13 protein-coding genes are annotated in these 14674 nt (G+C 64.6%); 7 read left to right on the top strand and 6 right to left on the bottom strand.

Annotated features, from left to right (window positions below; genetic code table 11):
- Window positions 1-92: 92 nt before the first annotated feature.
- The 4 genes from DNK10_RS12710 to DNK10_RS12725 all read left to right on the top strand — a co-directional run bounded on the left by DNK10_RS12710 (window position 93) and on the right by DNK10_RS12725 (window position 4684).
- Entirely contained in the window at window positions 93-635 is a 543-nt protein-coding gene (locus DNK10_RS12710; protein WP_244216248.1) for a C40 family peptidase, read from the top strand.
- 277 nt (window positions 636-912) lie between these two features.
- Window positions 913-1566 (top strand): 7-cyano-7-deazaguanine/7-aminomethyl-7-deazaguanine transporter, encoded by a 654-nt coding sequence (locus DNK10_RS12715; protein ID WP_131191808.1) that lies wholly within the window; start codon window positions 913-915, stop codon window positions 1564-1566.
- A gap of 226 nt (window positions 1567-1792) precedes the next feature.
- The gene (locus DNK10_RS12720; RefSeq protein ID WP_131191809.1) at window positions 1793-3256 is read left to right on the top strand and encodes an NAD-dependent succinate-semialdehyde dehydrogenase; all 1464 of its coding nucleotides are present in this window, start codon (window positions 1793-1795) and stop codon (window positions 3254-3256) included.
- Window positions 3257-3307: 51 nt separating this feature from the next.
- Window positions 3308-4684, top strand: a complete 1377-nt coding sequence (locus DNK10_RS12725; RefSeq protein ID WP_131191810.1) for an aspartate aminotransferase family protein — start codon at window positions 3308-3310, stop codon at window positions 4682-4684.
- Window positions 4685-5025: 341 nt separating this feature from the next.
- Here DNK10_RS12725 and DNK10_RS12730 read toward each other — a convergent pair whose 3' ends face one another.
- A complete protein-coding gene (locus tag DNK10_RS12730; RefSeq protein WP_131191811.1) occupies window positions 5026-6318 on the bottom strand; it encodes an MFS transporter in 1293 nt (430 codons plus the stop codon).
- Between the two features lie 174 nt (window positions 6319-6492).
- Between DNK10_RS12730 and DNK10_RS12735 the strand changes: the two genes are divergently transcribed.
- Window positions 6493-7392 (top strand): LysR family transcriptional regulator, encoded by a 900-nt coding sequence (locus tag DNK10_RS12735; protein WP_131179345.1) that lies wholly within the window; start codon window positions 6493-6495, stop codon window positions 7390-7392.
- Between the two features lie 251 nt (window positions 7393-7643).
- Here the strand turns inward: DNK10_RS12735 and DNK10_RS12740 are convergent, their stop codons facing one another.
- The 5 genes from DNK10_RS12740 to def form a co-directional block, all read right to left on the bottom strand.
- The gene (locus DNK10_RS12740; RefSeq protein WP_131191812.1) at window positions 7644-7964 is read right to left on the bottom strand and encodes a tetratricopeptide repeat protein; all 321 of its coding nucleotides are present in this window, start codon (window positions 7962-7964) and stop codon (window positions 7644-7646) included.
- A 71-nt stretch (window positions 7965-8035) separates the two neighbouring features.
- Window positions 8036-9409 carry a Trk system potassium transporter TrkA gene (trkA, locus tag DNK10_RS12745; RefSeq protein WP_131179343.1) on the bottom strand — a complete coding sequence of 458 codons (1374 nt, stop codon included), beginning with the start codon at window positions 9407-9409 and terminating at the stop codon, window positions 8036-8038.
- The gene (gene rsmB, locus DNK10_RS12750; protein WP_131191813.1) at window positions 9406-10722 is read right to left on the bottom strand and encodes a 16S rRNA (cytosine(967)-C(5))-methyltransferase RsmB; all 1317 of its coding nucleotides are present in this window, start codon (window positions 10720-10722) and stop codon (window positions 9406-9408) included. The genes trkA and rsmB overlap by 4 nt, the downstream gene beginning before the upstream one ends.
- Window positions 10719-11660: a methionyl-tRNA formyltransferase gene (gene fmt / locus DNK10_RS12755; RefSeq protein ID WP_131191814.1), complete on the bottom strand. Its 942-nt coding sequence runs from the start codon at window positions 11658-11660 to the stop codon at window positions 10719-10721. The genes rsmB and fmt overlap by 4 nt, the downstream gene beginning before the upstream one ends.
- Window positions 11661-11754: 94 nt before the next feature.
- Window positions 11755-12261, bottom strand: coding sequence for a peptide deformylase (gene def / locus DNK10_RS12760; protein ID WP_131179340.1), 507 nt, complete (start codon window positions 12259-12261; stop codon window positions 11755-11757).
- Window positions 12262-12412: 151 nt separating this feature from the next.
- On the opposite strand from def, the gene DNK10_RS12765 reads away from it, so the two are divergent.
- Window positions 12413-13438, top strand: coding sequence for a LysM peptidoglycan-binding domain-containing protein (locus tag DNK10_RS12765; RefSeq protein WP_131179339.1), 1026 nt, complete (start codon window positions 12413-12415; stop codon window positions 13436-13438).
- An 82-nt stretch (window positions 13439-13520) separates the two neighbouring features.
- The gene (gene dprA / locus DNK10_RS12770) at window positions 13521-14636 is read left to right on the top strand and encodes a DNA-processing protein DprA (protein ID WP_131191815.1); all 1116 of its coding nucleotides are present in this window, start codon (window positions 13521-13523) and stop codon (window positions 14634-14636) included.
- Window positions 14637-14674 lie beyond the last annotated feature (38 nt).

Genomic DNA, 14674 nt, shown 5'->3' on the forward strand with positions numbered 1-14674 from the left:
CGCGGAGCGCTCTTCACTCTCTTCCATCAATGTTACAAGTGGCTGATCAGAAAGGGATTCACGGCGGCTTGGGTATTTTCAAGGTCATCGCGTTGAATAAATTCATCCTTTCCATGGTTCTGGGCGGCACCCTGTGCTGTGCCGCCGTCGGTCATGCATCCGCCAGCTTTCGTGTTCACCTGCAGGACGGCAGCAGCCGCGTCGTGCCGCCGGCCCAGGTCGAACAGACTCCCGCCCAGAGCGTGGTCAAACGCGCCCTCGGCGCCCTCGGCACGCCGTACCGCTGGGGCGGCACCAGCCTCGAGCGTGGCTTCGACTGCAGCGGCCTGGTCAACTACGCCTTCAAGAAGGTCGACGACCTCGACCTGCCCCGCACGTCCCGCGCCCTGTCCCGCGTCGAGGGCCCCAAGGTGGCCAAGGGCGACCTGGAGCCCGGCGACCTGCTGTTCTTCCGCATTCGCGGGCGCAGCGTCGACCATGTGGCCATCTACCTGGGCAACGACCGCTTCATCCACGCGCCACGGCGCGGCACCAACGTACGTATCGACAAGCTCAGCGACGGTTTCTGGAAGAAACACTTTCAGCTGGCCCGCCGGGTGATGCCGGAAGAAACGCAACTGGCCAGCAACGGCTGACGGAGCCGGCGAAACGACTGTTGTAAGGCGGGAGCAGCCATTTGTAGGGTGGACGACGCTTCACCCGTCCACCACTCTGCGATCGCAATGGTGGATGAAAAGAGCGTCATCCACCCTACGGCTTCTTCCCCCACCAAGCCGCCACCGATGAAGCCGTCTGCCATCCGGCGGGCAGGCTGTCCTGGCGTGGGTGCAGGCGGTACACTGCGCGCCGCTCGTGATCATGTCGGTCGCGGCAATGGGTTCCCTAACCCCATTTCATGAAAAAGGACATGCCATGACCCTGCTTCCTGCATCGGTCAGCCGTGCCGTATTGGCTGCGCTGATCGCGTTCCACATCCTCATCATCATCGCCAGCAACTACTTGGTGCAGCTGCCGATCACCCTGTTCGGCTGGCACACCACCTGGGGCGCATTCAGCTTCCCGTTCATCTTCCTGGCTACCGACCTCACCGTAAGACTGATCGGCAAGCGCGCCGCGCGGGTGGTCATCGCCCGGGCGATGGTGCCGGCGCTGGTCGCGTCCTACATCGTCTCGGTGCTGTTCCACGAAGGCGCGTTCGGCGGCCTGGCGGTGCTCGGTGAATTCAATCTGTTCGTGTTCCGCATCGCCCTGGCCAGCTTCCTGGCCTACGTGCTCGGCCAGTTGCTCGATATCCAGGTGTTCGACCGCCTGCGCACGCTGAAGCAATGGTGGGTGGCTCCGGCTGCCTCCAGCGTATTCGGTCAGGCCATGGATACCCTGGCGTTCTTTTCCATCGCCTTCTGGCAAAGCAGCGACCCCTTCATGGCCGCCAACTGGGTGGAGATCGCCGTGGTCGACTACGTGATCAAGCTGGCGGTCAGCCTGATGTTGTTCGTGCCGCTGTATGGCGTGCTGCTCGGCGCCATCGTGCGGCGTTTGCCACAACGCCAGGCCAGAGCCGTTTGAGCATTCGTAGCCTGGATTAGCCGCAGGCGTAATCCGGGTTTCGGGGCGTCGGATCACACTTCGCTCGGTTACGCGTCCCGACAGCCTATGGTTCTCCGCGGCAAAAACCACCTGCCTGCCCGGTGCCTTCAGAAAAAACTGCGGTAGCACCAGGGTGGCTTGGAAAAAACGCCAAGCCGCCCTTCTCTAGCATGTCTCCCATGCCCATCGGCCCGGAGACATCGCCATGCCCCTCGATCATCCCCTGTTGTTCAAATCGCTGTGTTACGTCGACGGCCACTGGGTGCACAGTGACAACGGCGCCAGCATTGCCGTGCAGAACCCCGCCGACCAGAGTGTGATCGGCCATGTGCCGATGCTCGGCCAGGCGCAGATCGTCACCGCGGTGGACGCCGCCCAGCGTGCCTTCAGCGCTTGGCGTGACGAGAGCCTGGAAGCCCGTGGTGCCCTGCTGCGCCGCTGGGCCGAGCTGATTCTTCTGCATCAGGAAGATCTGGCGCGCATCCTCAGCGAGGAACAGGGCAAGCCGCTGGCCGAGGCCCGTGGCGAGATCCGCTATGCAGCCAGCTTCATTCCCTGGTTCGCCGAAGAGGCGCGGCGCCTCTACGGCCAGACCATTCCCAGCCACATTGCAGGTGCGCAACTGGGGACGGTCAAGGAAGCGGTGGGCGTCTGCGCCCTGCTCACCCCGTGGAACTTCCCCTGCGCGATGATTACCCGCAAGGCTGCCGCCGCCCTGGCAGCCGGCTGCACCGTGGTGGTCAAGCCCGCCCATGAAACCCCCTACTCCGCCTTTGCCCTGGCGCAACTGGCCGAGGAAGCGGGGTTCCCTGCCGGGGTGTTCAACGTGGTGCTCGGCGAGCCGCAGATGGTCATGGAAACCCTGGTCAAGGACGCTCGCGTGCGCTCGGTGAGCTTCACCGGCTCGACCCGGGTCGGCAAGCTGGTGCTGCAGGCGGCCGCCGCGGATGTGAAGAAGGTGGCTCTGGAGCTGGGCGGCAACGCGCCGTTGATCGTCTGCGACGACGCCGATCTCGATCACGCGGTGCAGGTCGCCCTGGATGCCAAGTTCCAGACCTCCGGCCAGGACTGCTGCGCCGCCAACCGCATTCTGGTGCAGCGCCCGGTGTACGAGGCTTTTCTGCAACGCTTCGTCAAAGCCGTGCGCGGCCTCAGCGTCGGCCCCGGCCTGGAGGATCGCCACGCCATCGGCCCGCTGATGCATCAGGCGGCCCTGGATGTGACAGCCGAGCGTGTCGCCGATGCTGTGGATAAAGGTGCGCGCCTGCTGGCCGGTGGCGAGCCCCATGCCCTCGGCGGCTGGTTCTGGCAGCCGACGCTGCTGGCCGATGTCACCGATGCCATGCGCATCTACCGTGAAGAGAACTTCGCGCCCATCGCTGGCGTGCGCGCCTTCGACACCCTGGACGAGGCCATGGCCATGGCCAATGACACCGAATACGGGCTGGCCGCCTATATTTGTTCCAACCGCCTGGACGTGGTGCAGCCGCTGATCCGCCGGCTGGAGCACGCCATGGTCGCGGTCAACGGCACCAAGTTCACCGGCCACCCGATTCCTTTCGGCGGCATGAAGGCCTCGGGCCTGGGCCGTGAAGGTGGCAGCGACGGCTTCGAAGCCTTCGTCGAGACCAAGTATTTCTGCATCCACCACCAGGGCCAGCGTTACTGAAGCCCGGCATCCTGCCCCCGACTACTTACGATGAATCCGATGGAGATCGCCATGACCGACTACCAGAACCTGTTCGAACAGGATCGCGCCCACTTCATGCACCCGTCCACCCACGCCCATGACCACGCCAGCGGCGCGCTGCCGGGCAAGATCATCACCGGCGCTTCGGGCGTGCATATCCGCGATCACCAGGGTCGCGAATACCTCGATGCCTTCGCCGGGCTGTACTGCGTGAACATCGGCTACGGCCGCACCGAAGTGGCCGAGGCGATCTACAAGCAGGCCAAGGAGCTGGCCTACTACCATACCTATGTGGGCCACTCGAGCGAGGCGATCATCGAGCTGTCCAGCCGCATCATCGACTGGGCGCCCGAGGGCATGAAGAAGGTCTACTACGGCCTTTCCGGCTCCGACGCCAACGAAACCCAGATCAAGCTGGTGCGCTACTACAACAACGTGCTCGGCCGGCCGCTGAAGAAGAAGATCATCTCCCGCCAGCGCGGCTACCACGGCTCGGGCATCATGACCGGCAGCCTTACCGGGCTGGCCAGCTTCCACCAGCATTTCGACCTGCCGGCTGCGGATATCAAGCACGCCGCCTGCCCGCACTTCTACAAGGCGCCGGCGGGCATGGACGAGGCCGCCTTCGTACGTCACTGCGCCGAGGATCTGGAGAAGCTGATTCTCGCCGAAGGCGCGGATACGGTAGCGGCATTCATCGGTGAGCCGGTGATGGGCACCGGCGGCATCATCGTGCCGCCCAAGGGCTACTGGCAGGCGATCCAGGCCGTGCTCGACAAATACGACATCCTGCTGATCGCCGACGAAGTGGTCTGCGCATTCGGTCGCCTGGGCGACAAGATGGGCAGCCAGCGCTACGGCATGAAACCCGACCTGATGACCACCGCCAAGGGCCTGACCAGCGCTTACGCGCCGCTGTCAGCAGTGATCGTCGGTGAAAAGGTGTGGAACGTCATCGACAGCGCTTCCACCCGCGACGGCGCCATGGGCCATGGCTGGACGTACTCCGGCCACCCGATCTGTGCGGCGGCCGCCCTGGCCAACCTGGATATTCTCGAGCGGGAAAACATCACCGCCAACGCTGCCGAGGTGGGCAGCTACCTCAACGCGCAACTGCGCCAGACCTTCGAAGGCCACCCGCTGGTCGGTGAGGTGCGCGGCGACGGCATGCTCGCCGCCCTGGAGTTCATGGCCGACAAGGATGCCCGCACGCCTTTCGACCCGGCGCTCAAGGTCGGGCCAAAGGTCTCGGCGGCCTGTCTGGAGCGCGGCATGATCGCTCGCGCCATGCCTCACGGCGACATCCTCGGTTTCGCACCACCGCTGGTACTGACCAAGGCGCAGGCCGATGAAGTCGTCGGTATCGCCAAGGCGGCGGTGGATGCAGTCGCTAACGACGTGCTTTGAGTCTATCCGTAGGGTGGATCGGGGCGCGTAGCCGACGCTTCATCCATCCACCGCCACGCCTTCTTGGTGGATGAAAAAAGCGTCATCCACCTACCTGCACGACTCAAGCGAAAACGCCGGATACCCTCACGGGTATCCGGCGTTTTCATTTCTGCGGCGGGCTACCTTTTAAAATCCTGGTACCTTGCCCGACGTCTCCCGTCATGGGGGTAGATTCAGCGGCGAGCGTTTCCAGATCGGGAATGAAGTGGATCGACGTCCGACATATAGCCGTAGGGTGGATGACGCTTCATCCATCCACCACCACGCCCTCTTGGTGGATGAAAAAAGCGTCATCCACCCTACCCCCGCGATTGTATCGCCACCGGCAACGCCTGCAGGCGCGACAGGTGCAGGGCCACGGCCAGCGAGACCAGCAGCAGCGAACCGATGAACAGGCCCAGGCCATCCCAGCCGGCGGCCTGCCAGAAAAAACCACCCAGGGTGCCGGCGACGCTGGAGCCCAGGTAGTAGCAGAACAGGTACAGCGACGAGGCCTGGCCCTTGGCCTGAGTGGCGCGGCGGCCGATCCAGCTGCTCGACACCGAGTGAGCGCCGAAGAAGCCGAAGGTGAACAGCAGCATGCCGACCAGGATCACCGGCAGCACGTCGAACAGGGTCAGCGTCAGGCCGGCCAGCATCAGGCCTATCACTGCCCAGAGCACCTTGCGCCGTCCCAGCTTGTCGGCCAGGGCGCCGATCTGCGCGGAGCTGTAGATACCCGACAGGTAAACCACCGAGAGCAGGCCGATGCTGGTCTGGTCGAGCTTGAACGGTGCCTCGATCAGGCGGTAACCGATGTAGTTGAATAGCGTCACGAAGGCGCCCATCAGCAGGAAGCCCTGCAGGAACAACCACGGCAGGCCGGCGTCGCGGAACTGCAGGGTGTAGCCCTGCAGCAGGCTGCGTGGGCGCAGCGAACGGGGGCGGAAGTTGCGTGATTCGGGCAGCAGGCGCCAGAACAGCGCACCGGCCAGCAGGCCAAGGCCGCCGAGGGTGCCCAGCACCGCATGCCAGGACATGTAATCGACCAGGACACCGCTGAGCAGGCGGCCGCTCATGCCGCCGATGGCGTTGCCGCCGATGTACACGCCCATGGCCAGGCCGAGGTGCAGCGGGTCGATTTCTTCGCTCAGGTAACTCATGGCCACCGCGGCCAGGCCGCTGAGCGCCAGGCCGACCAGTGCACGCATCACCAGCACGCCTTCCCAGGTCGGCATCAGCGCGCTGCCGACGGTGAACAGGGCGGCGGCGAGCAGCGACACGACCATGACCGGCTTGCGCCCGAGTGCGTCGGACAGCGGCCCGGTAATCAACAGGCCGATGGCCAGGGTGATGGTGGAAACGGAGAGGATCAGGCTGCTCTGCGCCGCGCTCAGGTCGAACTGCAGCGAGAGCATCGGCATCATCGGCTGTACGCAGTAGAGCAGGGCAAAAGTGGCAAAGCCGCCGGAACACATGGCGAGGATGGTGCGCAGGAAGGCGCGGGTGCCTTTCTGGATATAAACAGGCTCTACCGAGAGGCTGCGAGGGGCAGACTCCTCATTGTTGGCGGGGACGCACTCGTTGGGTGCGTGTGGAACGGGCTGACTCATTACTACCTCTTGAACACTCATTTTCCCAGGCGGAACGCGGTCGCATGCCTGGCGAATACCGGCATGGGGGTGGTTTTTGTAATTGGGAATGGTCACAAGGATAAATAGGCGAGCAAGTTCTTTCCAATATAATATTCGACACGATCGATATGTTTTGCGACCTATGGAGGCTCTATGGAACTGCGCCATCTGCGTTACTTCGTGGCCGTCGCCGAAGAGCTGCATTTTGGCCGCGCTGCCGAGCTGCTGGGTATTTCCCAGCCGCCCCTGAGCCAGCAGATCCAGGCGCTGGAACAGGAGCTGGGGGTGCGCCTGTTCGAGCGCAGCAACCGTCATGTGGCGCTCACCGATGCCGGGCGGCTGTTTCTCGAGGAAACCCGCCAGACTCTGGCCCAGGTGAGCAAGTCGGTGGATGTGGTGCGCCGCGCCGAGCAGGGTGAGATCGGCGAGCTGCAGATCGGCTTCACCGCTTCGGCGCCGTTCGTGTCGATCATCCCGAGAGCGGTATTCGCCTTTCGCCAGGCGTTTCCGGCGGTACACCTCAACCTGCAGGAAATGACCAGCCGCCAGGTAAGCCAGGCGCTGGTGGAAAAGAAACTGCAGATCGGCATGATCCGACCGCTGGAACTGCCTGGGGAGCTGGACGCGGTGGAGTTGCTGCGTGAACCGCTGGTGGCGCTGTTGCATGCCGGCCACCCATTGGCTGGCGAGCAGGATCGCGGCCTGGCCCTGGCTGAGCTGGCCGACGAGCCTTTCGTGTACTTTCCACGCAATTACGGCTCAGGCCTGTATGGCCAGTTCTTCAACCTGGCTCGGCAAGCCGGATTCACCCCGCGGGTTACCCAGGAGGCCCACGAAGCGCTGACCATCATTGGCTTGGTGGCCGCGGGCCTCGGCGTTTCCGTGCTGCCGGCCTCGTTCCGGCGCATCCGCATCGATGGCGTGGTATTCCGCACCCTGGTGGATGCCGATGCCACCACCGCGGTATGGCTGGTCAAACGGCGCCAGGAACGCTCGCCGCTGGCTCAGGCCTTCATCGACCTGCTGACCAGGGAAGTACAGGCGATGAAATAGAGCCGGTCGAACCCGTAGGCTGAAGCACGAAGCCGATAGCAGACGTAGGGTGGATCGGGGCGCGTAGCTGATGCTTTTTTCATCCACCATTGGGATCGCGGGGTGCTGATGGGTTGGCCGCGTAGGTTGAGGAGCGAAGCGACGATACCCATCGCCGTCACCTCAAGGTTTTGCGAGGGATTCAAACCGTTCGATGGGTATCGCTTCGCTCAACCTACGCGGCCCGACCCATCCACGTGTTTGAGCTGATCTCACGCCCCGGCGCTCTTATCCAGCTTGCGCAGAAACACGCTCATCTCCTTTTCCGCCTGCTTGTCGCCCTTGGCCTGGGCGGCTTGCAGGCCGCTTTGCCAGGCGCTGCGGGCGGCATCGAGGTTGCCGGCTGCCTGCTGGGCTTTGCCCAGCAGTTTCCATGCGGCCGAATACTGCGGGTCGTGTTCGACGCAGCGCTGCAGGTGTTCGGCGGCCTTCGCGGCATCGCCGGCATCCAGATAACCCTTGCCCAGGCCGAAGCGCAGCAATGCGTTGTCCACGCCCTTGGCCAGCATCTTCTCCAGTGCTTCGGTACTCATTGGGGCCTCCTTCGTCGGCAGCTTCAAGCTGCAAGCCTCAAGCTGCAAGTAAAGCGCTTGAGGCTTGCCGCTCAAAAAAACGTCAATCCAACCTGGAACAATCTCTCCACGTCGCGAATGTGCTTCTTGTCCATCAGGAACAGGATCACATGGTCACCGGATTCGATCACCGTCACGTCATGGGCGATCAGCACCTGCTCGGCGCGGATGATCGCGCCGATGGTGGTGCCCGGTGGCAGCGAGATGTCCTTGATCGCCTTGCCGACCACCTTGCTCGAACGCGCGTCGCCGTGGGCGATGGCTTCGATGGCTTCGGCGGCGCCGCGGCGCAGGGAGTGCACGCTTTCGATATCGCCACGGCGCACGTGGGTCAGCAGGCTGCCGATGGTGGCCAGCTGCGGGCTGATGGCGATGTCGATCTCGCCGCCCTGAATCAGGTCGACGTAGGCGGGGTTGTTGATCAGGGTCATCACCTTGCGCGCGCCCAGGCGCTTGGCCAGCAGCGAGGACATGATGTTGGCTTCGTCGTCGTTGGTCAGGGCCAGGAAGATGTCGGCATCCTTAATGTTCTCTTCCACCAGCAGGTCGCGGTCGGAGGAGCTGCCTTGCAGCACGATGGTGCTTTCCAGGTTCTCCGAGAGGTAGCGGCAGCGTGCCGGGTTCATCTCGATGATCTTGACCTGGTAGCGGCTTTCGATGGCTTCGGCCAGGCGCTCGCCAATGTGCCCGCCGCCAGCGATCACCACGCGCTTGTAGCTTTCCTCGAGGCGGCGCATCTCGCTCATCACCGCGCGAATGTCGGCCTTGGCGGCGATGAAGAACACCTCGTCGTCGGCTTCGATCACCGTATCGCCCTGGGGCATGATCGCCCGGTCGCGGCGGAAGATCGCCGCCACCCGGGTATCGACCTTGGGCATGTGTTCACGCAGCTGGCGCAGTTGCTGGCCGACCAGCGGGCCGCCGTAGTAGGCCTTGACCGCCACCAGTTGCGCCTTGCCCTCGGCGAAGTCGATGACCTGCAGGGCGCCGGGGTATTCGATCAGGCGCTTGATGTAGTTGGTCACCACCTGTTCGGGGCTGATCAGCACGTCGACCGGGATCGCTTCGTTGTCGAACAGCGTTTCGCGGGTCAGGTAGGCTGCTTCGCGGACACGGGCGATGCGCGTCGGCGTGTGGAACAGGGTGTAGGCGACCTGGCAGGCGATCATGTTGACTTCGTCGCTGTTGGTCACCGCCACCAGCATGTCGGCATCGTCGGCACCGGCCTGGCGCAGCACCGTGGGGAACGAACCCTTGCCCTGCACGGTACGGATGTCGAGGCGGTCGCCAAGGTCGCGCAGGCGGTCACCGTCGGTGTCCACCACGGTGATGTCGTTGGCTTCGCTGGCCAGGTGTTCGGCCAGGGTGCCGCCGACCTGGCCGGCGCCGAGGATGATGATCTTCATCGGGATGCTCCAGCAGCTGCGATCTTGATCAGCTTGGCATAATAGAAACCGTCGTGGCCGTCCTGCTGGGCGAGCAACTGCCGGCCATGAGGCTGTTGCAGGCCGAAGGGGCCGGCGATGTCGAGCTCGCGAGCACCTGGCGTACGTTCCAGGAACGCGCCGATCACCTCGGTATTTTCCGTCGGCAGGGTCGAGCAGGTGGCGTAGAGCAGGATGCCGCCGACCTCCAGGGTAGGCCACAGCGCGTCGAGCAGTTCGCCCTGCAGTTTGGCCAGAGCCGGAATGTCGTCAGGCTGACGGGTCAGCTTGATGTCCGGGTGGCGGCGGATTACCCCGGTGGCCGAGCAGGGCGCATCGAGGAGGATGCGCTGGAACGGCTTGCCGTCCCACCAGGCCGCCGTATCGCGGCCATCGGCGGCGATCAGCGTGGCATCGAGCTGCAGGCGGGCGAGGTTCTCGCGCACGCGCAGCAGGCGCTTGGCTTCCAGATCCACGGCGACCACTTCGGTCAGCGCTGGCTCGGCTTCGAGCAGGTGGCAGGTCTTGCCGCCGGGGGCGGCGCAGGCGTCCAGCACGCGTTGCCTGGGCGCCAGTTGCAACAGGTCGGCGGCCAGTTGCGCGGCTTCGTCCTGGACGCTGACATGTCCCTCGGCGAAACCCGGCAACAGGGTCACGTCACAGGCCTGCAAGAGGCGAATGCCGTCGCGGCTGAAGGCGCAGGGCTCGGCTTCGAAGCCGATCTGGCGCAGGCGGGCCAGGTAGTCGTCACGGCTGCCGTGGCGACGGTTGACCCGCAGGATCAGCGGCGGATGAGCGTTGTTGGCGGCGCAGATCGCCTGCCAGTGTTCGGGCCAGAATGCCTTGAGCTGTTTTTGCAGCCAGCGCGGATGGGCGGTGTGCAGCACCGGGTCGCGATCCAGCTCGGCGAGCAGGCTTTCGCTGTCGCGCTGGGCGTTGCGCAGCACGGCGTTGAGCAGGCCTTTGGCCGAGGTCTTCTTCAGCTTGTCGACGCAGCCGACGGTCTCGCCGATGGCCGCATGGGCAGGAATGCGGGTGTAGAACAGCTGGTACAGGCCGATCAGCAGCAGGGCTTCGAGGTCGCGGTCGCCATCCTTGAAGGGCTTGCGCAGCAGCTTCTCGGCGATCAGCCCCAGGCGTGGCTGCCAGCGGGCGGCGCCGAAGGCCAGATCCTGGGCGAGGCCGCGGTCGCGTGCCTCGACCTTGTCGAGCAGCGGCGGCAGGCTGCTGCCCAGCGATGCCTTGCCTTCGAGTACCGCCGCCAGGGCGCGGGCGGCCGCCAGCCTGGGGTTCATACCAGCACCGTGCCCACGGCGAACTGCTCGCGGCGACTGTTGTACAGGTCGGCGAAGTTCAGCGCCTTGCCGCCTGGCAATTGCAAGCGAGTGAGCAGCAGGGCGCCGGTGCCGCAGGCGACGGTCAGGCCGTCCTTGCTGGTGGCGAGGATTGCGCCGGGCTGGCCCTGACCTTCGGCGAGGCGCGCGGCGAGCACTTTCAGTGGCGCGTCGTTCAGGGTGCTGTGGCAGATCGGCCAGGGGTTGAAGGCGCGAACCAGCCGCTCCAACTCTTCGGCCGGGCGCGCCCAGTCGAGGCGTGCCTCGTCCTTGTTGAGTTTGTGCGCGTAGTTGGCCTGGGCGTCGTCCTGCACTTCGCCCATCAGCGTGCCGCTGGCCAGGCCGGCGATGGCTTCGATCACCGCGGGCGGGCCAAGCTCGGCGAGCCGGTCGTGCAGGCTGCCGCCGGTGTCGTCGGCAGTGATCGGCGTACGTACCTTGAGCAGCATCGGCCCGGTGTCCAGGCCGGCTTCCATCTGCATCACGGTGACGCCGCTTTCCGCGTCGCCCGCCTGGACGGCGCGCTGGATCGGCGCCGCACCGCGCCAGCGCGGCAGCAGGGACGCGTGGCTGTTGATGCAGCCGAAGCGCGGGATATCGAGCACCGCCTGAGGCAGGATCAACCCATAGGCGACCACCACCAGCAGATCCGGTGCCAGTGCGGCCAGCTCGGCCTGGGCCGCGGCGTCGCGCAGGCTCGGCGGCTGCAGCACGGGGATGTCGTTTTCCAGGGCAAGCTGCTTGACCGGGCTGGGCATGAGCTTCTGCCCGCGGCCGGCGGGGCGATCCGGCTGGGTGTACACCGCGACGATTTGATGCGGTGTGTCGAGCAGCGCCTTGAGGTGGGCGGCGGCGAACTCCGGGGTGCCGGCGAATACGATACGCAGAGCTTCGGTCATGGTGTCTCGCTGTTGCTCGGAAGTGCCGGCGGGGCCGGGCGCTTCACCTGAAAAAGAAAAGGCTTGCCGTGGCAAGCCTTTGCGGTGGGTGGCATCACACCTGCTGGCGGTGCAGCTTTTCCAGCTTCTTCTTGATGCGGTCGCGCTTGAGCGTAGACAGGTAGTCGACGAACAGCTTGCCGTTGAGGTGATCGCACTCGTGCTGGATGCACACGGCCAACAGGCCTTCGGCGATTATCTCGAACGGCTGGCCGTCGCGATCCAGCGCGTTGATCCTGACCTTCTGCGGGCGGTCGACGTTCTCGTAGAAGCCGGGCACCGACAGGCAGCCTTCCTGGTATTGATCCATTTCCTCGGTGAGCGGTTCGAACGCCGGGTTGATGAACACCAGCGGCTCGCTCTTGTCCTCGGACAGATCCATGACCACCACGCGCTTGTGTACATTCACCTGGGTCGCGGCGAGGCCGATACCGGGGGCGTCATACATGGTTTCGAACATGTCATCGATCAGTTGACGCAGGGCGTCATCGACCACGTCCACCGGTTTGGCGATGGTTCGCAGGCGCGGATCGGGAAATTCGAGGATGTTTAAAATCGCCATATGCGTTTGTGATGCACTTGTGGAATAAATTCAAAATCCGCTGCTAAGATGGCGGCAGCATCGAAAAACGGCTTCATGCCGCGGTTTTACTGGGTTCTGTCGCGGCGCTAGGGCGCTTAACGCGAAGCCACATAATAAAGGGATTCACCGCATGAGGAAATCACTACTCGCCCTGCTGCTGGTCGCCGCGAGCGGCCTGGCACTCGCCGAGGTGCAGCTCAAGGAAGGCCATCCCGACCGTTACACGGTCGTGAAGGGCGACACCCTCTGGGATATTTCCGGCAAGTTCCTGCGTCAGCCCTGGAAATGGCCGGAGATCTGGCACGCCAACCCACAGGTGGAAAACCCGCACCTGATCTATCCGGGCGACGTACTGAGCCTGGTTTACATCGACGGTCAACCGCGCCTGATGCTCGGCCGTGGCGAATCGCGTGGCACCATCAAACTGTCGCCGAAGATCCGCAGCACGCCGATGGCCGAAGCCATTCCGACCATTCCGCTGGAAGCGATCAACAGCTTTCTGCTGAGGAATCGCATCGTCGACACCCCGGAAACGTTCCAGGGCGCGCCCTACATCGTCGCCGGCAATGCCGAGCGCGTGGTCAGTGGTGCGGGTGACCGCGTCTACGCCCGTGGCAGCTTCGACCCGGCGGAGCCGATATACGGCATCTTCCGCCAGGGCAAGACCTACACCGATCCGGATACCAAGGAATTCCTCGGTATCAACGCCGATGACATTGGCGGCGGCGAGATCGTCGCCGAGGAAGAGGGTGTCGGTACCCTCAACCTGACGCGCACCACTCAGGAAGTGCGTAACGGCGACCGCCTGTTCCCCACCGAGGAGCGGGCGATCAACTCGACCTTCATGCCCAGCGAGCCGACCGTGGAGATCAAGGGCCTGATCCTCGATGTACCGCGTGGCGTCAGCCAGATCGGCCAGCTCGATGTGGTCACCCTGAGCAAGGGCGCCCGTGACGGCCTGGAGGTCGGCAACGTACTGGCCGTCTACAAGACCGGCGAAACCGTGCGTGACCGGGTCACCGGTGAGTCGGTGAAAATTCCCGACGAGCGTGCCGGCCTGCTCATGGTGTTCCGCACCTACGACAAACTCAGCTATGGCCTGGTTCTCAACGCCTCGCGGCAGTTGGCGGTGATGGACAAGGTTCGCAACCCGTAACACCGACAAGCCCCGCAGACGCGGGGCTTGTGTTTTCTACCCCCGCCGCTGTGGCGGCGCGACCGATCAAGGATGATCAGCCATGTCGCAACTCTCTTGTGCATTGTCTCCCGCCGAACTCGAAGCCCGCCTGCGCCTGCATTGTCTGCCGGAGCTGGGGCCGAAGCGTTTCCACAAACTGCTCAGCGCTTTCGACAGTGCGTCTGCCGCCCTGAGCGCGCCGGCCAGTGCCTGGCGTTCGCTCGGTCTGCCGTTGGCGTGCGCCGAGGCGCGGCGCAGTGCGCAGGTGCGCGAGCGAGCCCGGCTGAGCCTGGAGTGGTTGCAGGAAGCGGGTCAGCAGGTGTTGATGTGGGATGATCCGCGCTACCCCGCCTTGCTTGCGGAAATTCCCGACGCACCGCCGCTGCTGTTCGTCGCCGGTGATCCGACGCTGCTCGAGCGCCCGCAACTGGCCATGGTCGGCAGCCGCCGGGCGTCAAAGCCGGGTCTGGATACCGCGCGCAGTTTCGCCCGTAGCCTGGCGCGCAGTGGTTTCGTGATCACCAGCGGGCTGGCGCTGGGCATCGACGGGGCGGCTCATCAGGGGGCGCTGGATGCCGAGGGGCATACCGTCGCCGTGCTCGGTACCGGTCTACAGTGCCTGTATCCGGCACGTCACAAACGTCTGGCGCAGGACATCATCGAACGTGGCGGGGCGCTGGTCTCGGAGCTGCCGTTGGACTGTCCGCCTCAGGCGAGCAATTTTCCGCGCAGGAATCGCATCATCAGCGGCCTTTCCCTGGGCGTGCTGGTGGTCGAGGCCAGCCCGTCGAGCGGATCGTTGATCACGGCGCGCCTGGCGGCCGAGCAGGGCCGCGAGGTGTACGCGATTCCCGGCTCCATCCACCATCCGGGCTCCAAGGGCTGTCATCAGCTGATTCGTGACGGCGCCACGCTGGTGGAAAGCATCGAGCACATCCTCGAAGCTTTGCGTGGCTGGCAGGCACTCGGCTTCGAGCATCCGGCGAGTGCCGAGGCTGTCTCGCAACCGTCAGCCCATCCTTTGTTGGCGCTGCTGCACGCCGCACCCCACAGCAGCGAGGCCCTGGCTCACTCCAGCGGTTGGCCGCTGCCCGAGGTGCTCGCCGCGTTGACCGAGTTGGAGCTGGACGGGCGAGTTGCCTGCGAAGCCGGGCTTTGGGTGGGCTGCAAGCCCTAGCTTGGATACACTGCGCCCAGTGTTTTTCTGGAGAGGCA

This window comes from Phytopseudomonas daroniae (assembly GCF_004327275.1).
GTDB lineage: Bacteria > Pseudomonadota > Gammaproteobacteria > Pseudomonadales > Pseudomonadaceae > Aquipseudomonas > Aquipseudomonas daroniae.